Here is an 18,207-nt window from a genome sequence, read left to right on the forward strand (position 1 = left end):
CGACGCTCCCAGCTGAACCCGCGTGTAGGCGGCTATGGCCGCAGCGCGACAGGCTTGGATCCGTATTCGTCACCTTGACGCAAATTCGCCGGAACAAGCTGGCCGCGCCGCCTGGGTCTGACATGCTGAAGGTCCATCGAGAGGGGCCTCAAACCATGCAGTGGAAGATCCACGGGGAACGTCCCATCTACGAGAACCCATGGGTGAACCTGTGGATGGTCGATGTCGAGCAGCCCGACGGCCACCGCTGGGAGCATCACGTGCTCAAGCTGCGGCACTTGGCAGTGGCGGCGGTGGTGAACGACCAGAAGCAGGTGCTGATGATGTGGCGGCACCGCTTCATCACCGACTCGTGGGCCTGGGAGCTTCCCATGGGTCTGATCGAAGCTGACGAGACCCCCGCGGAGGCCGCCGCCCGCGAGGTGTTGGAGGAGACGGGCTGGAAGACCGGAGAGGTCAAGCCGCTCATCTACGCGCAGCCCGCGAACGGGATCACCGACTCGGAACACTTCGTCTTCCGAGTCGACGCCGTCGAGTACACCGGACCGCCGACCGAACGGAACGAGTCGGACCGCATCGAGTGGATTCCGCTCACCGAGCTGCGCGCCATGATCGACCGCCGCGAGATCGTCAGCAGCGGCTCCCTGGTCGGCGTGCTGTACCTGCTGCTCGATGAGGCCGGCCTGTAGTCAGACGCTCATGTCCCGGATGCGTACCGACAACTCGGCGGCCGGCCGGGCGGTGCGGTAGGGGGCCAGCAGCTGACGGAACTCCTGGAGATGCGCGAGCACTCTGGGGGACGCCACCTCGGCTGCCAGGTCGAGGGCCATCCCGGCCGTGGCGCATGCCAACTCCACTTCTCGCCGTTGGAGTTGGGTGCGCGCGAGCCAAAAGGAATGAAACGCGCGACCCCGCAGGTTCGCCGCCGCCTCGCTGCGTAGGGCCTCTTCGATGAGCGGTTCGGCCGCCGACGAGTCGCCGAGCTGGCCCAGCGCGATGCCGGTGTCGACGGTGAGCTTCGTCCGATCGAAGTACTGAACCCACGCCGGGCCGTCATCGGCGGGGTCGATCCGCTCGAAGTGCCGGTGCGCGTCCGAGATGGCGCGGCGGGTGGACTCCTGGTCCTGCGCACTGGCATGGCCGAAGGCTTCGCGCATGGACAGCATCGCCATCAGCCTCGGCGTACCGGCGTCGAGCCGAGCGCTGTCCTGTGCAGCCCGCGCCAGGGTGATCGCGTCGCGCGCCTTGTCCTCGTAAGTGGCCTGGAGGCTGAGGCAGGAGAGCACGTTGGCGACGAACGGCCGGTCGTCGATCTCGCGAGCCAAGCGCAGAGCATCGGTGAAGTAGGTCCGAGCCGTGCTGTACTGCCGGGCGTCGAAGTACGTCCACCCCGTGAGGCGTGCGAGCTCGGCCGCGATGCCGTGGAGACTGCGCTGGTAGTTCGGATCGGCCGTGTCGCGCAGAATGCCCATGACGTACCGCAGTTGACCCATCACGGCCGGCCGAAGGGCTTCACCGCCGTGCTCGTCGTCGCGTCGCCAGTAGTCCTCGATGGACGCCTGGAGGGACCTGAGAACCGTCGGCGTGGCCTTGGCCCCGGCCGCGATGGCGAGGATGTCGTCCAGCTCGCGATTCGGCAGCACCGAATCCCCGGTTGAGGTGACCTGGTGGCTCATCGGCCGCGTGGTGTCTCGGGAAGTGGCCGACTGACGCTCCCACGCTCGGGGAGCAAGGCCGACCATGTGACCGGGGATGCGCAGACCGTCCGCAATGCGTTCGATGACGGCCATGTTGGTGATCGTCCGACTGCCCGCGATGACTTCACCCACTCGACTGGGCGTCAGCTCGCAAACCCTGGCGATGCGGGACGAGTGGAAGCCACCTCTGGCCTTCGCCAGGCCGAAGATGACCGCGAAGTCCCGCACCTTGCAGGCGGCGACCATCTCGGGGTCCACCAGCAGGCGACTCGGCAGCCCCGCCGAAGGCGTGGATTCGGTCATGTCCGGCACCCCCAGCACCGGGAAGATCATCACTCGGTGTCACGTGGCATAACTGACCGCGAGTCTACCCGTGGTGGGTACACACCTGGCCCTTATTCCAGAACCGCCCACCCGGCAATCCTGGGGTTCCTCCGAGGGCAAGCCGGAGGAACCCCGACTGAGAGGGCGGTCCGTGCTGATGAGCCCGACGAACAACGCCGAGCTGCCGGCACCACAGACGTGGGAGGTCGAGCCGGATCTCGTGGCCGTCCCGTCAACCCGCCGCCTGATCAAGGGGATTGCCCAACGCTGGGGCGTTCCGCTGTCCAATGCCGCGTTGCGGGACGTCGAGCTCTGCGCCAGCGAAGTGCTCACCAACGCGGTCGAGCACACGGGCGCCCGGTTCCGGGTCACCGTGCGGTGGACCGGCGAACGTCTGCGCGTGGAGGTCGCGGACAACAGCGTCCGGACGCCCGACCCCGGCAGCGCTGAGGACATGATCACGGGCGGACGTGGTCTCGTCCTGGTCGAAGGGCTCACCCACTCCTGGGGCTGGTATCCCGAGGGCGCCGGCAAGGTCGTGTGGTTCGAGTGCGCCGCTGACCAACTGGTGACCGGAGACAGACGGCTCGCCGTCCTTGTCCACGCCACGCAGGCTCAGACAGCTTGCCTGCCGCAGTCGGCCTGACCCTCTCAGTCTCCACCCGGCCCCTGGGAATCACGGGCGGGTGGACACGGCGCCGGTCGCCACACCCTTTTGGTCGGCTGGCGCCACTCCAGTCTTCCTGCCGGAACCCCGGCAGGAGTTCTCAAGAAGAAGGGAAGAAGCACATGGTGCAGGACACCCCGACGGCTCCGGCCGCTGGCGGCCTCCTGGTCGCCGCGCGGAAGATCGCCGCTGCCCGGGCTCGTACCGAGCAGCCGTCCGACGTCAGCAGCGGCCGTTCCGACGGCAACGACTGATAAGGACGCCCACGATGCATGATGCCGCTTCGTGGGCGGCGCGTCTGGGCGGGGACTCGTTCCTCGCCCAGACGTTCAACCGCTCCTACGCCGTCATCCCCGGGCAGGCCGCCGACATCGCCGGCCTGCTGTCCTGGGACGACCTGAACACCATCCTCGCCACCCAGCGCCTGGAGCCCCCGCGGCTTCGGCTGTCGATGGACGGCGAGATGCTCCCCCTGCACCGGTACGCGCTACCGGTGACCACCCGCCGGTCGGTGACCTGGCACCGCATCCAACCGGCCGAACTTCAGGCACGGTTGGCCGAGGGTGCCTCGCTGGTACTGGACTCGATCGAGAAGATCCACCCGCCGATCGGGGCCACCGCCGAGGCCCTGGAACGGTTCCTCGGCACGCTGGTGCAGGTCAACGCCTACGCCTCGTGGACCGAACGGGAAGGCTTCGGCACGCACTGGGACGACCACGACGTGGTGGTGGTCCAGATGTACGGGGCCAAGCGCTGGCGGTTGTACGCCCCCACCCGGACCGCGCCGACCTTTCGGGATGTGGAGTCCCCGGACCAGCCGGAAGGCGACCCGGTAGCCGATCTCGTCCTGACGGCCGGGGACGTGCTCTACCTGCCGCGTGGCTGGTGGCACGCGGTCACCGCGGACCAGGGAACGCCGTCCCTGCACCTGACCTTCGGCCTGGTCACCCACACCGGAGCCGACCTGCTGACCTGGGTGGTGGACCAGCTGCGCTCCCACCTCGCCCTGCGGCTGGACGTGCCGCGCTTCGCCTCGCGCGGCAAGCAGGCCGCGTACGTCGACGAGCTGCGCAAGGAGATGCTGACCGAGCTGTCCGATCCCGAACTGGTCAGCCGCTGGGCCGAGTCGGTCGACACCACACACTACGGCCGGGCGGTCACGTCCCTGCCCTACATCGACGGCCTTCCGGCCCGGCCGGAGATCACGGTCCGGCTCACCGCACCTCGGGCCAGGATGAGCGAGAACGGGCCGGACGGCACCGTGACCCTCGCGGCGGCGGGGACCGCGTGGGACTTCGCCGGCCAGGCGGCCCCGTTGCTGCGGGTTCTGCTGGACGGGCAGCCGACCACCCTCGGATCACTGGCCGCTACAGCCGACCTGGAGGTGAAGGACGTGGCGTCGCTACTCTCCGTCCTGATCGAGGGCCAGGCTGCCTCCGTGGTCGGGACGGCGCTGTGACCGCTGCTCTCGCTTTGGGAACGTACCGGGTGCGCGCCGTCAGCCAGGCGGCGCGCACCGCCCTCGCCGCCGGGGCGCGATGGGTGGACACCGCCCCCAACTACGCCCGCGGGTTGGCGCATCAGGAGCTGGCGTCCGTGTTGGCTGGCCACCCGAGCGTTCGGGTGAGCACGAAGACGGGCTTCATCACGACCGCCCAAGGCCGCGCCGCCGTCGAGGCCAACGTGCTCACCCCGGAACAGGCGGGGGTGGGCCACAGCCTCGATCCGGCGTTCGTGCGGTGGCAGACCGAGCATTCCCTGAGTGCGCTGGGCCGCGCCGACCTGGTCTTCGTCCACAACCCCGAGCAGGCCGCATCCGGCCACGACCGCACCCGACTGGACGATCTTCTACGGGGGGCGTTCGCCGTACTGGAGGAGTTCGCCCAGGCCGGCCGAATCGGCGGCTACGGCGTCGCCACCTGGTCGGGCCTGAGCTCGGGCGCCTTGACGGTGGCAGAGGTTCTCGGCCTGGCCGAGCAAGCCGCCGGCTCTGCGAGTCACCACTTCAGCGGACTGCAGCTCCCTGTGAGTCTGGTCATGGCCGAGCCCATCGCCAAGGCGCTCGACGGCGGCGGACCGCTCGTGGAGGCGGGGGACGCCGGGGTGATCACCTTCGCTTCGGCTCCGCTCCATGGCGGAGTGCTCCCGGGGTTGATGACACCCGAACTGGTGGACCTCATCCGGCCAGGGTTGTCCGCTCCGGCAGCTGCGCTGCTGGCCGTGGCGTCGTGCCCTGGCCTGGATGTGGTGCTGCTGTCCGCGAGCACCGCGAATCACTGGCACGATGCGGAAAGGGCTGTGGCCGTCCCGCTGGAACGCGACCGACTCAGGAGCGTGATCGATGCACTCGCCGCCGGATGAGGAGACCAGACTCCGCATGGAGGCCGCCCACGCCAACGCGGCGGCGCTTCTCGGGCTCACCTGCACCAGCGCTCCCCTATGGGGGTTCCTCGGCTGCACGGTCAGCCGTCGGGCCGGTGACCTCTGGCTGCGGGTGGCCTCCACCGCCAAGGCGAACGCGGGCCGGAAGCGGGGAGAAGGCAGCGTTGGTGCGTCGGTCCTGGTGTCGGACGACGTGCCGCGTCCCAGACTGCACGACGTGCTCGACTGGACCGACGACACCTACGTCTACAAGGCCGAGGTCGCCGACTACGTTCCTCACCCGGTCATCTCGCCCGACCGACCGGACCTGGCCCACGATCCCGGTCTCCCGGACGAGTGGTGGGGGAGCCTACGGCGAGCCCTCCACCATCTGGGCCAGGCGGACGGCGTTCGGGTCACCGTGCGGTCCGGTTGGATCGACAAGGCGTTCCCGCGGTTCCTCGGTATCCCCGCACCCGAGAAGATCGAGCGTGTGACCGGCCACGGTGACCTTCACTGGGGCAATCTCACCGCACCGCTCGCCCTCCTCGACTGGGAACGCTGGGGCCGGGTGCCCGTCGGCTACGACCCCGGCCTGCTTCACGCCAACAGCCTGTTGGTTCCCGGGCTCGCCGCTCGCATCCGAGACGAGTTCTCCTCGATCCTCGGCACGCCGGCCGGCCGGATCGGCGAACTGGCCGCGCTGGCCGAGATGCTGCAAGCGGTCGCGCGGGGCTGGTATCCGGAACTCGCCCCGCTCCTGGCCGAGCGCGCCACCGAACTCACCGGCGTTCAACCCCCCGTCGCCGAGCACTCGGAGATCACTGCGTGACTGCCCGGGAGCAGTCCGGGCCAGCGGGCGCTCCTTGTTCAAGAGGACTGTGGACAAGGGACGTTCCAGTGCAAGGCTGCTCCCTCATCACAGGATCCAACGGCTTGCCGGCGCCCTTCTGGCACGAATCTGGCACGGTGACCCCAAATTGGTCCAGACAACAGGAAAGCCCCAGGTCATTGACCTGGGGCTTTACCGCTGGAGCGGGCGACGAGAATCGAACTCGCGCTATAAGCTTGGGAAGCTCATGTTCTACCATTAAACTACGCCCGCCTGACGAGCCGTCACAGACCGCTCGATCTGCCCTCACTGTACCCCATGCGTGACGCCCGTTGCACAGGTGGCCCGGGGTCGTGGCGGAGCCGCCCGGGGCGGGGGCGGAGGCGTACTGTGTGGGCCGCGTGAGAGTGCTCCGGCGGGTGGGTTCCGGGGCGGCGAGGCATCCTGCGGAATGTCCGGAACATCCCCTAATGTGACGCTGTCCCGAGCGCTCCGCCGTTCGGGGTGCGATGAGTACGGGCGAGTACCGGGGTAAGGATGGGAAGGGGACCGATGGAGCAGCGCGCCGTCGTTCGTTGTGCCGAGGGGCACCTGTTCAGCACCACCACGTTCCCGATGCAGAACCTCGGGCCGGGCCGGCTGGGGCCCGGGCGGCTGATCCGCTGTCCGCAGTGCGGACGGCTGCGCAGTTCGGTGCTGGCCGACGTGCGGGAGCTGTCCGCGCCGCAACTGGCCCGGGCGATGCGGCTGGAGGCCGCGGAGTTCCTGGCCTGACGGCGGACACCAGGACGGAACGGGCCCCGGGCGATTCGTCCGGGGCCCTGTCGTGCACGTAACCTCGAAGCGTGCTGCTCTCTGACAAGGACATTCGGGCCGAGATCGACAAGGGCCGGGTCGTGGTCGACCCGTTCGACCCCGCGATGATCCAGCCCTCCAGTATCGATGTGCGGCTGGACCGCTTCTTCCGGGTGTTCGAGAACCACCGGTACCCGCACATCGACCCCTCCGAGGAGCAGCCGGACCTGACCCGGCTGGTCGAGCCGGAGGGCGACGAGGCGTTCATCCTCCACCCCGGCGAGTTCGTGCTGGCGTCGACCTACGAGGTCATCACGCTGCCGGACGACGTGGCCTCGCGGCTGGAGGGCAAGTCCAGCCTGGGCCGGCTCGGCCTGCTGACGCACTCCACGGCCGGCTTCATCGACCCCGGCTTCAGCGGGCACGTCACGCTGGAGCTGTCGAACGTCGCGACGCTGCCGATCAAGCTGTACCCGGGGATGAAGATCGGACAGCTCTGTCTGTTCCGGCTCTCCTCGCCCTCCGAGCACCCGTACGGCTCGGCGCGGTACGGCTCGCGCTACCAGGGCCAGCGCGGCCCGACGCCGTCCCGCTCGTTCCTGAACTTCCACCGCACGCAGGTCTGACCGGAGCACCGGAGCAGAGGCAGAACGCGGCACGCACGACGGGCGGCCACCCCTCGACGAAGGGGTGGCCGCCCGCGGCGTTTCGGGCCCGCGTCCGGGCCCGCGTCTCAGGCCCGCTTCGGGCGGGTGACGGCGACCAGCTCGCTGCCGTCCTCGGAGAGCCGCAGCTCGGTGCGGAGCTCGGCCAGCTCGCCGAGGTGGTGCAGGTGGGTGCCGCCGCAGAAGATCCGCGCGGAGCCCTCGGGCAGCTCGCAGTGCCACTGGCGGCGGGCGGTGAGCTCGGGGCCGGGCACGTCGATCCGGACCGGGGCGTCGGCGGCCACCCAGGCGGCCAGCTGTCGGTTGACCTCGTCGGTGAGGGCGGGCAGGGCGTCGGCGAGGGCCGGGAAGTCCTCGGTCGCCTCGGCGGTGAACCCCTTCTTGCGGAGCGACTTGCCGAGCCGGTAGGTGTCGGTGCTCGCCTCGGTGTCCATCACCGAGGACGCCATCGCGAGGCTGTCGAAGTCCGGGTTGCCGAAGGCGTCGGAGCGGCCCGGGTCCTTGCGCCAGCGCGGTGCGAGGGCGGCGTTCAGGGCGAGGGCGAGCAGGTGGCAGCCGCTGTGCGAAGCGCAGAGCGCGGCACGCCGGCCGGGGTCGACGGCGAGGGTCGCGGTCGTGCCGGCGAGGTCGCCCGGGTCACCCTCGACCACGTGCAGGACCAGCCAGGACCACTCCTCGTCGCCGCGCCGGACCGGGATGTCCGCGCCGACCAGGGGGGCGCCGCCGTCCGGGCCGACCGCACCGGTCAGGCAGTCGACGACGGCCAGTTCGGTGCCGTCCACGGTGAGGGTGCCGAGGTCGGCCGGCTGGTCGGGCCAGGTGTGGTCCAGCGGGTGGAACGGCGTCGCCGCGGTGACCACCGCGTACCGGCCGCCGTCGAGCGGGTGCACCGCGAGCACCGGGGACTCGCCGGTCACCGCCCCGGCCGGGAAACTGACGTGGGTGGTGGGGAGGCTCATGCCGGGCTCCGTGCGGGTGAGGGTGGTGGAAGCGGAACGGGCCCCGCGGGCGGGACCCGTCGACCATTCTCCCCCGGGCCCGCGACGGGCGGCCCTCGGTTGCTCAGCCCAGGGTGGGCAGCTTGATCAGCACCAGCAGCGCCAGGAGCTGCAGCGCGGCGGCGCCGGCCGCCTTGCCCCACGGCAGGTCGTGCAGCCGGCGCACCATCGTGGTCAGCAGCACCGCGCAGAGCAGCCAGGTGGCCCAGCCGACGACCTGGACGACCATGGTGTCGGAGGGCAGCACGAGCGCCAGCAGCAGCCGGGGCGCGTCCGTCGTCCAGCCGATCAGCACCGCCAGGCCGACCGTGGACTTCCACGGGCCGTCCCCGCCGAACTGGCGGGCCAGCGCGAACGTCACGGCGCCGAGGGTGGCGCCGGCCAGGGTGAAGCCGATCGCGGCGACGACCATGGCGGTCAGCGCGCTGGTGAAGGTCGAGTTGACCACGTCGTCGTGGGTCAGGCCGATGCCGAGCACCGCCAGCGCGCCGTACAGCAGCGAGACGGTGAGCGCGGGCAGCCAGACCTGGTGGTCGCGGGTGCGGTCGAAGGTCGCGGTCGGGCTGCGGAAGATCCCGATCAGCAGGTCGCGCCAGCGCGGGCGCGGGCCCGCCGTGTGCGGGGCGGCCTGGCCGCCGGCCCGGTAGACCGCGACGTTGTCGTCCTGGCCGTAACCCGGGTCCTGGCCGTAGCCGTAGCCCTGGTCGTATCCCTGGTCGTAGCCGCCCTGCGGGTACCCCTGCTGGGGGTACGGCTGCTGCCCGTACTGCGCCGGGTACCCCTGCTGCGGGTACGGCTCGCCCGCGTACGGGTCGCTCCCGGTCGGGAAGGCCCGGGTGTGACCGGGCTGGTCGGCCGCGTACGGGTCGTACCCACCGGCGCCGCCGGGACCGCCCGCGGACGCGCTGCCCGGACCGCCGTGACCGCCCGCCGGCGCACCGCCCGGCTCTCCCGGGCGCGGCGCCGCCCCCCGGTGCGGAGCCGTGAAGTACTCCGGACCGTCCTCCTGCCCGTACCCCCCGGGCGCCCCCGTCGAGGGGGGAGGAGCCGACCACCCGCCGCGAGGGTCGGCGCCCTGACCGCTGTCGTATCGATTACCAGCCACGGTTCGAAGGTACCCGCCCGGCCGGCTCCTCGTCGGTCGGGCACCGGGCCGGGGCCGGTTTGCAGCGAGCCTGTGACGCGCGCCCGTGACGCGGGCCGGTGACGACCGTGCTCCCCCGCCCGGCGCCGGAGCGCGGACGGGGGAGCACGGGAGGCCGGGGCCCGGGGCGCCGCGGCGCCGGAGCTACCGCTGCGCGCTCACGGCCGGCGCGTGCACCGCCGCGGCCGCCGAGGCACCGGCCGGGCAGCCGCCCGGGCCGGCCGAGGTGCGGACCGCGCCGACCGGGAGCAGCGTCCCGCAGGCGACCCGGATGCCGGTCGGCAGCTCGTTGTCCGACTCGACGATCGCGCCGTCGCCGATCACCGCGCCGTCCAGCGCCGTGCGGTCGCCGACGGTCGCGTAGGCACCCACGATCGAGTCCTTGACCAGGGTGTCCGGACCGATCGACGCACCGGGCAGGATCACGCTGCCCTCGACGATCGCGCCGGCCTCGACCACCGCGCCCTCGGAGACCACGGTGCCGCCGCTCAGCACCGCGCCGGGGTGGACGGTCGCGCCGGGCAGCAGCAGGGCGTCGCCGGTGGGGCCGGGGACGGCCGGGGAGTCGACCTTGCCGAGCACGAGGTCGGCCGAGCCGCGGACGAAGGCCGCCGGCGTGCCGAGGTCCAGCCAGTACGAGGTGTCCACCACGCCGCGCAGCAGCGCGCCGGTGGCCAGCAGCTCGGGGAAGGTCTCGCGCTCGACGGAGACCTCGCGGCCGGCCGGGATGCGGTCGATGACCGAGCGGGTGAAGACGTAGCAGCCGGCGTTGATCTGGTCGGTGACGATCTGCTCGGGCGTCTCCGGCTTCTCCAGGAACTCCAGCACCCGCCCGTTCGCGTCGGTCGGGACGAGCCCGAAGGCGCGCGGGTCCTCGACCCGGGTGAGGTGCAGCGTGACGTCGGCCCCGGCGGCCACGTGACCGTCGCGCAGGGCGGCGATGTCGACGCCGGACAGGATGTCCCCGTTGAAGACCAGGACCGGCTCGTCGGGGCCGCAGGTCAGCCCGGAGGCGGCGTTGCGGATGGCGCCGCCGGTGCCGAGCGGCTCCCGCTCGGTCAGGTAGACCAGCTCGATGCCGTACGGGGTCCCGTCCTGGAAGTGGTCCTCGAAGACCTCGGCCAGGTAGGAGGTGGCGAGCACCACGCGGGTCACCCCGGCCGCGGCCGCGCGGGCCAGCTGGTGCGCGATGAACGGGACGCCCGCCACGGGCAGCATGGGCTTGGGGGTGTGGGTGGTCAGCGGACGCAGTCGCGTGCCCTTACCACCGACCAGCATGATCGCCTCGGTCATGGTCTGCGCTGTTCCCCTTGTGGTCTCTGCGGCCCGGCCCGGCGGGCCGATACCTCCGTCAGTGGTCTGGACACCCGCCCGGACGGCCGGCACGGGTCGACCGGCACGGAGCCGGTCCGGCGCCTACTGTATTTCCTTCCAACGCGGGCCCTGCCGGGCGGTCCGCCGGTTGGTGCCACCGGCCGGTGCGCGGCGGCCCGGGGAACGCGGCGCGAAGTCCGGTGGAAAGCCGGGTGGGGCCCGGGTGGGAGCCGGGCGAAAAGCCCGGCCCGGCGGGCGCTCGTCGCACCCACCGGGCCGGGCAGTTGTAGCAGAACTGTCGAACAGCCGAACAGCCGGGTCGGCGGTACCGGTCAGGCGTCGACGGTCTCCACCGTCTCGGCCGGCGGCGCCGCCTTCACCGAGTCGAGCAGCAGCTGGGCCACGTCGACCACCTTCAGGTGCTCCTTGGCCGCGCCCTCGTTCTTCTTCCCGTTGACCGAGTCGGAGAGCATGACCAGGCAGAACGGGCAGGCGGTGGAGACGATGTCCGGGTTGAGCGACAGCGCCTCGTCGACGCGCTCGGTGTTGATCCGCTTGCCGATGCGCTCCTCCATCCACATCCGCGCGCCGCCGGCGCCGCAGCAGAAGCCACGCTCCTTGTGCCGGTGCATCTCCTGCTGGCGCAGACCCGGGACCTTGTCCATGATCTCGCGCGGCGGGCTGTAGACCTTGTTGTGCCGGCCCAGGTAGCAGGGGTCGTGGTAGGTGATCAGGCCCTCGACCGGGTTCACCGGGACGAGCTTGCCCTCGTCGATCAGGTGCTGCAGCAGCTGGGTGTGGTGGATGACCTCGAAGTGGCCGCCCAGCTGCGGGTACTCGTTGGCGATGGTGTTGAAGCAGTGCGGGCAGGTGGCGACGATCCGCTTCTTCGGAGCGTCCTCCAGCGCCGCGTTCAGGGTCTCGACGTTCTGCGCGCCGAGCATCTGGAAGAGGAACTCGTTGCCCAGGCGGCGGGCGGAGTCGCCGGTGCAGGACTCCTCCTTGCCGAGGATCGCGAACCGGACGCCGGCGGTGTGCAGCAGCTCCGCGAAGGCCTTGGTGGTCTTCTTGGCGCGGTCCTCCAGGGCGCCGGCGCAGCCGACCCAGTAGAGGTACTCGACCTCGGCGGGGTCGATGTCCTCGCCGATCACCGGCACCTCGATGCCGGTCTCCTTCTTCAGCTCCTTGACCCAGTCCAGGCGCGCCTTGGTGGCCATGCCCCACGGGTTGCCCTTGTTCTCCAGGTTCTTGAGCATCGTCCCGGCCTCGGTCGGGAAGGAGCTCTCGATCATCACCTGGTAGCGGCGCATGTCGACGATGTGGTCGATGTGCTCGATGTCCACCGGGCACTGCTCGACGCAGGCGCCGCAGGTGGTGCAGGACCAGAGCACGTCGGGGTCGATGACCCCGCCCTCCTCGGCGGTGCCGATCAGCGGGCGCTCGGCCTCGGCGAGCGCCTCGGCGGGCACGCCGGCCAGCTGCTCGGCGGTGGCCCGCTCCTCGCCCTCCATGTCCTTGCCGCCGCCCGCGAGCAGGTACGGCGCCTTGCCGAAGGCGTGCTCGCGCAGGCTCATGATCAGCAGCTTGGGCGAGAGCGGCTTGCCGGTGTTCCAGGCGGGGCACTGGGACTGGCAGCGGCCGCACTCGGTGCAGGTGGAGAAGTCGAGGATGCCCTTCCAGGAGAAGTGCTCGACCTGGGAGACGCCGAACACGGCGTCGTCCGCCGGGTCCTCGAAGTCGATCGGGGCGCCGCCGCTGGTCATCGGCCGCAGGGCGCCGAGCGCGGTGCCGCCGTCCTCCTCGCGCTTGAAGTAGATGTTGAAGAAGGCGAGGAAGCGGTGCCAGGCCACGCCCATCGACGGGTTGACGCCGATGGTGATCGCCCACGCGAAGGAGATGCAGATCTTCAGCATCGCGAAGAGGTAGATCAGGTTCTCCAGCGTGCCGTGCGACAGGCCCTTGAAGGCCAGCACGAGCGGGTAGGAGACCAGGTACGCCGCCTCGTAGGAGCCGACGTTCTCCAGCGCGCCTTCCAGGCCGCGCAGGATCATGATGCAGAGGCCGATGCCGAGGATCGTGTACTCGACGTAGAAGGCCTGCCAGGCGATCGAGCCGGCGAACCGGGACTTGCGGCCGGACCGCGACGGCAGGCTGAGCAGCCGGATCACGATCAGGGTCGCGATGCCCAGCGTGGTGAGCGTGCCGACCAGCTCGGTGAAGAGCTCGTACGGCAGCCAGCCGCCGAGCACCGGCAGCACGAACTCGGCGTCGAACAGCTGGAAGAAGGCGGTCAGCAGGGTCAGGCCGAGGGTGAAGAAGCCCACCGCGACGAACCAGTGCGCGATGCCGACGACGCCCCAGCGGTTCATCCGGGTGTGGCCGACGAACTCGACCGCCACCGTCTTCGCCCGTTGGGCGGGCACGCCGAATCTGGTGGGGTCCGACTGGCCGGTCCTCACCACTCTGAAGATGTACATCGCCGCACGGGCGGCGAGCGCGGTGCCGATCACAAACGTGACCAGCGAGATGACGATCGCTGCTAGCTGCATCGGCTCTCCGTCTCCTGCGGCTTCCCTGGTGAGCAGTCTCTGACCCGAGTGAGTGTACTCGCCGGTAACTTATCGGGCCGACGGCCCGGACACTACCGCCCGCCGACACTCCTCCAGAAGATGCCCAAGGTATGGCGGCAGTCACGTGAGTCCCAACGCGCCACGCCTTCCGGGCGGGTCGTCCGGAGTTTGCGGCTCAGCAAAGTTGAGCGCCAGCGACTCATAGCTGTTGACGCTCTCCGCCCAGTCGTGCATCCTTGAGCCTGTAAAGCTCAACTCTTCCGTGGAGGTACCAACGATGGCACGCGCGGTCGGCATCGACCTCGGTACGACGAACTCGGTCGTCAGCGTCCTTGAGGGTGGCGAACCCACCGTCATCACGAACGCCGAGGGTGCGCGGACCACGCCGTCCGTCGTCGCCTTCGCCAAGAACGGCGAGGTGCTCGTCGGCGAGGTGGCCAAGCGCCAGGCGGTCACCAACGTCGACCGGACCATCCGGTCGGTCAAGCGCCACATGGGCACCGGGTGGAAGATCAACCTGGACGGCAAGGACTTCAACCCCCAGCAGATCAGCGCCTTCGTGCTGCAGAAGCTGAAGCGGGACGCCGAGGCCTACCTGGGCGAGACGGTCACCGACGCCGTCATCACCGTCCCGGCCTACTTCTCCGACTCGGAGCGCCAGGCCACCAAGGAGGCCGGTGAGATCGCGGGCCTCAACGTCCTGCGCATCGTCAACGAGCCCACCGCGGCCGCCCTGGCCTACGGCCTGGACAAGGACGACCAGACCATTCTCGTCTTCGACCTCGGCGGCGGCACCTTCGACGTGTCCCTGCTGGAGATCGGCGACGGCGTCGTCGAGGTGAAGGCCACCAACGGTGACAACCACCTCGGCGGTGACGACTGGGACCAGAAGGTCGTCGACCACCTGGTGAAGGTCTTCCAGGCCGGCCACGGTGTCGACCTGTCCAAGGACAAGATGGCCCTCCAGCGTCTGCGCGAGGCTGCCGAGAAGGCCAAGATCGAGCTGTCCTCGTCCTCCGAGACCTCGATCAACCTGCCCTACATCACGGCCTCCGCCGAGGGCCCGCTGCACCTGGACGAGAAGCTCACCCGGGCCCAGTTCCAGCAGCTCACGGCCGACCTGCTGGAGCGCTGCAAGACCCCGTTCCACAACGTGATCAAGGACGCCGGCATCTCGCTCTCCGAGATCGACCACGTCGTCCTGGTCGGTGGCTCCACCCGCATGCCGGCCGTCGCCGAGCTCGTCAAGGAGATGACCGGCGGGCAGGACGCCAACAAGGGCGTCAACCCGGACGAGGTCGTCGCCATCGGCGCCGCGCTCCAGGCCGGTGTCCTCAAGGGCGAGGTCAAGGACGTCCTGCTGCTCGACGTCACCCCGCTGTCCCTCGGCATCGAGACCAAGGGCGGCATCATGACCAAGCTGATCGAGCGCAACACCACGATCCCGACCAAGCGCTCCGAGATCTTCACCACGGCCGAGGACAACCAGCCGTCCGTGCAGATCCAGGTCTACCAGGGCGAGCGCGAGATCGCCGCGTACAACAAGAAGCTCGGCATGTTCGAGCTGACCGGTCTCCCGCCGGCCCCCCGCGGCCTGCCCCAGATCGAGGTCACCTTCGACATCGACGCCAACGGGATCATGCACGTCGGCGCGAAGGACCTCGGCACCGGCAAGGAGCAGAAGATGACCGTCACCGGTGGCTCCGCGCTGCCGAAGGACGACATCGAGCGCATGATGCGCGAGGCCGAGCAGTACGCGGAGGAGGACCACAAGCGCCGCGAGTCGGTCGAGACCCGCAACCAGGCCGAGCAGCTCGTCTACTCGACCGAGAAGTTCATCGCGGACAACGCGGACAAGCTCCCGGCCGACGTCAAGACCGAGGTCGAGGCCGCCATCGGCGAGCTCAAGGAGGCCCTGAAGGGCGAGGACATCGCGGCCATCCGCGAGGCGTCCGAGAAGGTCTCCACCACCGCCCAGAAGCTCGGCCAGGCGCTCTACGCCAACGCCGACGCCGCCGGTGCCGCCCCGGCCGGTGACGCCGCCGGTGCCAAGGACGACGACGTCGTCGACGCCGAGATCGTGGACGACGAGAAGCCCAAGGGCGGTGCGGCATGACGGAGAAGCCGCAGGGTGCTGAGCCCGGCGACGACTCCGCCGCCGAGGACGCCGTGATCGAGGCCGCCGAGGAGGCCGCCGCGGCCGGTGCCGGCACCGGCGACGCGAGCGCCGCCAAGCGCGAGCTCGCCGAGCGGACCGCCGACCTCCAGCGTCTTCAGGCCGAGTACCAGAACTACCGCAAGCGGGTCGAGCGGGACCGTCTGACGGTCCGCGAGATCGCGGTCTCCAACATCCTGGAGTCCCTGATCCCGGTGCTGGACGACATCGGCCGGGCCCGCGAGCACGGCGAGGTGACGGGCGGCTTCAAGTCCGTCGCCGAGTCGCTGGAGACGGTCGTGGCCAAGCTGGGCCTGCAGCAGTTCGGCAAGGAGGGCGAGCCCTTCGACCCGACCATGCACGAGGCACTGATGCACAGCTACTCCTCGGACGTCACCGAGGACACCTGCGTGCAGATCCTCCAGCCCGGCTACCGGATCGGCGAGCGGATCATCCGCCCGGCGATGGTGGCGGTCGCGGAGCCCCAGCCGGGCACCCAGACCACCTCCGCGCCGGACGCCGAGTCGGCGAAGTCCGCGGAGTCGGACAAGGCCGACGGTGGCTCGGAGAGCTGACACCCCGTGCGCTGCGGAGTCGTACGCCGGCCAGTACGGCGGCCGGCTCCGCAGCGCCGTATCCGTTGACCCGGTTCCCCACGGCGGGGTATCCGGTGGATCCGCGGCGGGCGGGCCCGCCCGTGTCGGATCCCTACCTGTGACTCCGGGAGGTGGCGGCAGCCATGAGCGGGCGTAACGAGCGAATCGACCGAGGGCGCGCGTTGCGCGACGCGGCTGCCGGGCGAAGCGAGGCAGGCGCATGAGCGGCAAGGACTACGTGGAGAAGGACTACTACAAGGTCCTCGGCGTGCCCAACGACGCCTCCGCCACCGAGATCAAGAAGACCTACCGCAAGCTGGCGCGCGAGTTCCACCCCGACGCGAACAAGGGCGACACCAAGGCCGAGGACCGCTTCAAGGACATCTCCGAGGCCTATGACGTCCTGTCGGACGACAAGCGCCGCAAGGAGTACGACGAGGCGCGCACCCTCTTCGCCAACGGCGGCTACCGCTCCGGCGGCCCCGGCGGCGGCAACTACAGCTTCGACTTCGGCGACCTCTTCACCGGCAGCCAGGGCGGCGGCGGTGGCGGCGGCGGGATCGGCGACGTCTTCGGCGGCCTCTTCAACCGGGGCGGCCGGCAGCCGCAGCCGCGCCGCGGCGCCGACGTCGAGACCGAGGTGACGCTCTCCTTCGAGGAGGCGGTGGACGGCGCGACCGTCCCGCTGCGGATGACCAGCCAGGCCGCCTGCCGGACCTGCAGCGGCACCGGCGCCAAGGCCGGCACCACCCCGCGGGTCTGTCCGACCTGCGTGGGCGCCGGCACCGTCAGCCGCGGCCAGGGCGCCTTCGCCCTCTCCGAGCCGTGCCGCGACTGCCGCGGCCGCGGCATGATCGTCGACGACCCGTGCGCCGACTGCCACGGCAGCGGCCGGGCCAGCTCGGCCCGCACCATGCAGGTCCGGATCCCGGCCGGCGTCCAGGACGCCCAGCGCATCCGGCTCAAGGGCAAGGGCGCCCAGGGCGAGCGCGGCGGCCAGTCCGGTGACCTCTACGTCACCGTGCACGTCGACCCGCACCCCGTCTTCGGGCGCAAGGCCGACAATCTGACCGTGACCGTGCCGGTGACCTTCCCCGAAGCCGCGCTGGGCGGCACCATCGAGGTACCGACGCTCAACGGCCCCTCGGTGAAGCTCAAGCTGCCCCCGGGCAGCGCCAACGGCCTCACCCTGCGGGCCCGCGGCAAGGGCGCCACCCGCAAGGACGGCACCCGGGGCGACCTCCTGGTCACCGTGGAGGTCGTGGTGCCCCAGCACGTCACCGGCGACGCGCTGTCGGCCCTGGAGCAGTACCGCGAGGCCACCGCCTCCGACGACCCACGAGCCGCCCTGTTCAAGGCGGCGAAGGGAGCGTGACGACCAGATGACCCCCGACAGCGGCCCGATCGGCCCCGGTATCGGCGAAGGCCTGCCCGGCGGCGCCCCGCGCCCCCGCCGTGCGGCGCCGCCGCCGCACTACGTCCTCACCGAGGACACCCCGGTCTACGTGATCTCGGTCGCCGCCGAGCTCTCCGGTCTGCACCCGCAGACGCTGCGCCAGTACGACCGCCTCGGCCTGGTCTGTCCCGACCGCACCGCCGGCCGCGGCCGCCGCTACTCCAGCCGCGACATCCAGCAGCTGCGCGAGGTCCAGCGGCTCTCCCAGGACGAGGGCATCAACCTGGCCGGGATCAAGCGGATCATCGAACTGGAGAACCAGGTCACCGCGCTCCAGTCCCGGATCGCCGAACTGGTCGACTCGCTGGAGGGCGCCGCCTCCGCGCTCCAGCAGCGCGAGGCCGCCGTCCACGCCTCCTACCGGCGGGATCTCGTCCCGTACCAGCCGCCGACCCAGTCCAGCGCGCTGGTCGTCTGGCGTCCCAAGCGATAACCCCGCCACCACGGCACCCGCCGCCGGCTCCCTCCTGATCGGGGGGTGCCGGCGGCTCGCTTGTCTGTGAGAGAGTGCTGGACCGGAGCGTGCCCCTGGCAGGCAGTGCTGTCGGTGGCAGTCCTCCTGGCCGTGATCGCAACCTAGGATGCCTGGTACAACCGACTTTAGAACGTTGACCACTTGTCCGGTCGACGACA

At 70.6% G+C, this 18,207-nt stretch carries 17 protein-coding genes and 1 tRNA gene; 12 read left to right on the plus strand and 6 right to left on the minus strand.

Features of this window, described 5'->3' with window-relative positions:
• Positions 1 to 155 precede the first annotated feature (155 nt).
• Positions 156 to 689, plus strand: coding sequence for an NUDIX hydrolase (locus ACFXHB_RS06340; RefSeq protein WP_380572558.1), 534 nt, complete (start codon positions 156 to 158; stop codon positions 687 to 689).
• Here ACFXHB_RS06340 and ACFXHB_RS06345 read toward each other — a convergent pair whose 3' ends face one another.
• Positions 690 to 2,000 (minus strand): hypothetical protein, encoded by a 1,311-nt coding sequence (locus ACFXHB_RS06345; RefSeq protein ID WP_380572559.1) that lies wholly within the window; start codon positions 1,998 to 2,000, stop codon positions 690 to 692. It lies immediately after the preceding gene.
• Positions 2,001 to 2,178: 178 nt separating this feature from the next.
• Here ACFXHB_RS06345 and ACFXHB_RS06350 point away from each other — a divergent pair, with 178 nt between their 5' ends.
• The 5 genes from ACFXHB_RS06350 (at position 2,179) to ACFXHB_RS06370 (ending at position 5,881) form a co-directional block, all read left to right on the plus strand.
• Positions 2,179 to 2,667 (plus strand): ATP-binding protein, encoded by a 489-nt coding sequence (locus ACFXHB_RS06350; protein WP_380572670.1) that lies wholly within the window; start codon positions 2,179 to 2,181, stop codon positions 2,665 to 2,667.
• Between the two features lie 143 nt (positions 2,668 to 2,810).
• Positions 2,811 to 2,942, plus strand: coding sequence for a hypothetical protein (locus ACFXHB_RS06355; protein WP_380572561.1), 132 nt, complete (start codon positions 2,811 to 2,813; stop codon positions 2,940 to 2,942).
• A gap of 14 nt (positions 2,943 to 2,956) precedes the next feature.
• Positions 2,957 to 4,147, plus strand: coding sequence for a cupin domain-containing protein (locus tag ACFXHB_RS06360; protein ID WP_380572563.1), 1,191 nt, complete (start codon positions 2,957 to 2,959; stop codon positions 4,145 to 4,147).
• The gene (locus ACFXHB_RS06365) at positions 4,144 to 5,049 is read left to right on the plus strand and encodes an aldo/keto reductase (RefSeq protein WP_380572565.1); all 906 of its coding nucleotides are present in this window, start codon (positions 4,144 to 4,146) and stop codon (positions 5,047 to 5,049) included. Before ACFXHB_RS06360 ends, ACFXHB_RS06365 begins: the two co-directional genes overlap by 4 nt.
• A gap of 16 nt (positions 5,050 to 5,065) precedes the next feature.
• Positions 5,066 to 5,881, plus strand: coding sequence for a hypothetical protein (locus ACFXHB_RS06370; RefSeq protein WP_380572567.1), 816 nt, complete (start codon positions 5,066 to 5,068; stop codon positions 5,879 to 5,881).
• 199 nt (positions 5,882 to 6,080) lie between these two features.
• Here the strand turns inward: ACFXHB_RS06370 and ACFXHB_RS06375 are convergent.
• Positions 6,081 to 6,154: transfer RNA gene (locus ACFXHB_RS06375), tRNA-Gly, on the minus strand.
• A gap of 279 nt (positions 6,155 to 6,433) precedes the next feature.
• On the opposite strand from ACFXHB_RS06375, the gene ACFXHB_RS06380 reads away from it, so the two are divergent.
• Both ACFXHB_RS06380 and dcd read left to right on the plus strand, forming a co-directional pair.
• The gene (locus ACFXHB_RS06380) at positions 6,434 to 6,655 is read left to right on the plus strand and encodes a hypothetical protein (RefSeq protein ID WP_363603827.1); all 222 of its coding nucleotides are present in this window, start codon (positions 6,434 to 6,436) and stop codon (positions 6,653 to 6,655) included.
• Positions 6,656 to 6,726: 71 nt separating this feature from the next.
• Positions 6,727 to 7,302, plus strand: coding sequence for a dCTP deaminase (gene dcd, locus ACFXHB_RS06385; RefSeq protein WP_380572569.1), 576 nt, complete (start codon positions 6,727 to 6,729; stop codon positions 7,300 to 7,302).
• Between the two features lie 107 nt (positions 7,303 to 7,409).
• Here dcd and ACFXHB_RS06390 read toward each other — a convergent pair whose 3' ends face one another.
• The 4 genes from ACFXHB_RS06390 to ACFXHB_RS06405 all read right to left on the minus strand — a co-directional run bounded on the left by ACFXHB_RS06390 (position 7,410) and on the right by ACFXHB_RS06405 (position 13,346).
• Positions 7,410 to 8,300: a metal-dependent hydrolase gene (locus tag ACFXHB_RS06390; RefSeq protein ID WP_380572571.1), complete on the minus strand. Its 891-nt coding sequence runs from the start codon at positions 8,298 to 8,300 to the stop codon at positions 7,410 to 7,412.
• Between the two features lie 103 nt (positions 8,301 to 8,403).
• On the minus strand, positions 8,404 to 9,444 hold the full coding sequence (locus ACFXHB_RS06395; protein WP_380572573.1) for a Yip1 family protein: 1,041 nt from the start codon (positions 9,442 to 9,444) through the stop codon (positions 8,404 to 8,406).
• Between the two features lie 183 nt (positions 9,445 to 9,627).
• Entirely contained in the window at positions 9,628 to 10,776 is a 1,149-nt protein-coding gene (locus tag ACFXHB_RS06400) for a sugar phosphate nucleotidyltransferase (protein WP_380572575.1), read from the minus strand.
• Between the two features lie 353 nt (positions 10,777 to 11,129).
• Entirely contained in the window at positions 11,130 to 13,346 is a 2,217-nt protein-coding gene (locus tag ACFXHB_RS06405; RefSeq protein WP_380572576.1) for a (Fe-S)-binding protein, read from the minus strand.
• A 298-nt stretch (positions 13,347 to 13,644) separates the two neighbouring features.
• Between ACFXHB_RS06405 and dnaK the strand changes: the two genes are divergently transcribed.
• From dnaK to ACFXHB_RS06425, 4 genes are all read left to right on the plus strand, one after another.
• Entirely contained in the window at positions 13,645 to 15,483 is a 1,839-nt protein-coding gene (gene dnaK, locus ACFXHB_RS06410; RefSeq protein ID WP_380572578.1) for a molecular chaperone DnaK, read from the plus strand.
• Positions 15,480 to 16,097: a nucleotide exchange factor GrpE gene (gene grpE, locus ACFXHB_RS06415; RefSeq protein ID WP_380572579.1), complete on the plus strand. Its 618-nt coding sequence runs from the start codon at positions 15,480 to 15,482 to the stop codon at positions 16,095 to 16,097. Before dnaK ends, grpE begins: the two co-directional genes overlap by 4 nt.
• Positions 16,098 to 16,338: 241 nt before the next feature.
• Complete coding sequence (gene dnaJ, locus ACFXHB_RS06420; protein WP_380572581.1) at positions 16,339 to 17,493, plus strand: molecular chaperone DnaJ; 1,155 nt, start codon at positions 16,339 to 16,341, stop codon at positions 17,491 to 17,493.
• Positions 17,494 to 17,500: 7 nt separating this feature from the next.
• The gene (locus tag ACFXHB_RS06425) at positions 17,501 to 18,007 is read left to right on the plus strand and encodes a heat shock protein transcriptional repressor HspR (RefSeq protein WP_380572583.1); all 507 of its coding nucleotides are present in this window, start codon (positions 17,501 to 17,503) and stop codon (positions 18,005 to 18,007) included.
• The last annotated feature ends 200 nt before the right edge of the window (positions 18,008 to 18,207 follow it).

The organism is Kitasatospora sp. NPDC059327, assembly GCF_042752535.1.
In the GTDB taxonomy this organism is placed as follows: Bacteria; Actinomycetota; Actinomycetes; order Streptomycetales; family Streptomycetaceae; genus Kitasatospora.

Bases quoted from the DNA above. Each gene is read 5' to 3' on its own strand.
- ACFXHB_RS06380 (WP_363603827.1), top strand. From the start codon at position 6,434: ATGGAGCAGCGCGCCGTCGTTCGTTGTGCCGAGGGGCACCTGTTCAGC.
- dnaK (WP_380572578.1), top strand. From the start codon at position 13,645: ATGGCACGCGCGGTCGGCATCGACCTCGGTACGACGAACTCGGTCGTC.
- grpE (WP_380572579.1), top strand. From the start codon at position 15,480: ATGACGGAGAAGCCGCAGGGTGCTGAGCCCGGCGACGACTCCGCCGCC.
- ACFXHB_RS06345 (WP_380572559.1), bottom strand. From the start codon at position 2,000: ATGACCGAATCCACGCCTTCGGCGGGGCTGCCGAGTCGCCTGCTGGTG.
- ACFXHB_RS06340 (WP_380572558.1), top strand. From the start codon at position 156: ATGCAGTGGAAGATCCACGGGGAACGTCCCATCTACGAGAACCCATGG.
- dnaJ (WP_380572581.1), top strand. From the start codon at position 16,339: ATGAGCGGCAAGGACTACGTGGAGAAGGACTACTACAAGGTCCTCGGC.
- ACFXHB_RS06425 (WP_380572583.1), top strand. From the start codon at position 17,501: ATGACCCCCGACAGCGGCCCGATCGGCCCCGGTATCGGCGAAGGCCTG.
- ACFXHB_RS06350 (WP_380572670.1), top strand. From the start codon at position 2,179: ATGAGCCCGACGAACAACGCCGAGCTGCCGGCACCACAGACGTGGGAG.
- ACFXHB_RS06355 (WP_380572561.1), top strand. From the start codon at position 2,811: ATGGTGCAGGACACCCCGACGGCTCCGGCCGCTGGCGGCCTCCTGGTC.
- ACFXHB_RS06400 (WP_380572575.1), bottom strand. From the start codon at position 10,776: ATGACCGAGGCGATCATGCTGGTCGGTGGTAAGGGCACGCGACTGCGT.
- ACFXHB_RS06370 (WP_380572567.1), top strand. From the start codon at position 5,066: ATGGAGGCCGCCCACGCCAACGCGGCGGCGCTTCTCGGGCTCACCTGC.
- ACFXHB_RS06360 (WP_380572563.1), top strand. From the start codon at position 2,957: ATGCATGATGCCGCTTCGTGGGCGGCGCGTCTGGGCGGGGACTCGTTC.
- ACFXHB_RS06405 (WP_380572576.1), bottom strand. From the start codon at position 13,346: ATGCAGCTAGCAGCGATCGTCATCTCGCTGGTCACGTTTGTGATCGGC.
- ACFXHB_RS06390 (WP_380572571.1), bottom strand. From the start codon at position 8,300: ATGAGCCTCCCCACCACCCACGTCAGTTTCCCGGCCGGGGCGGTGACC.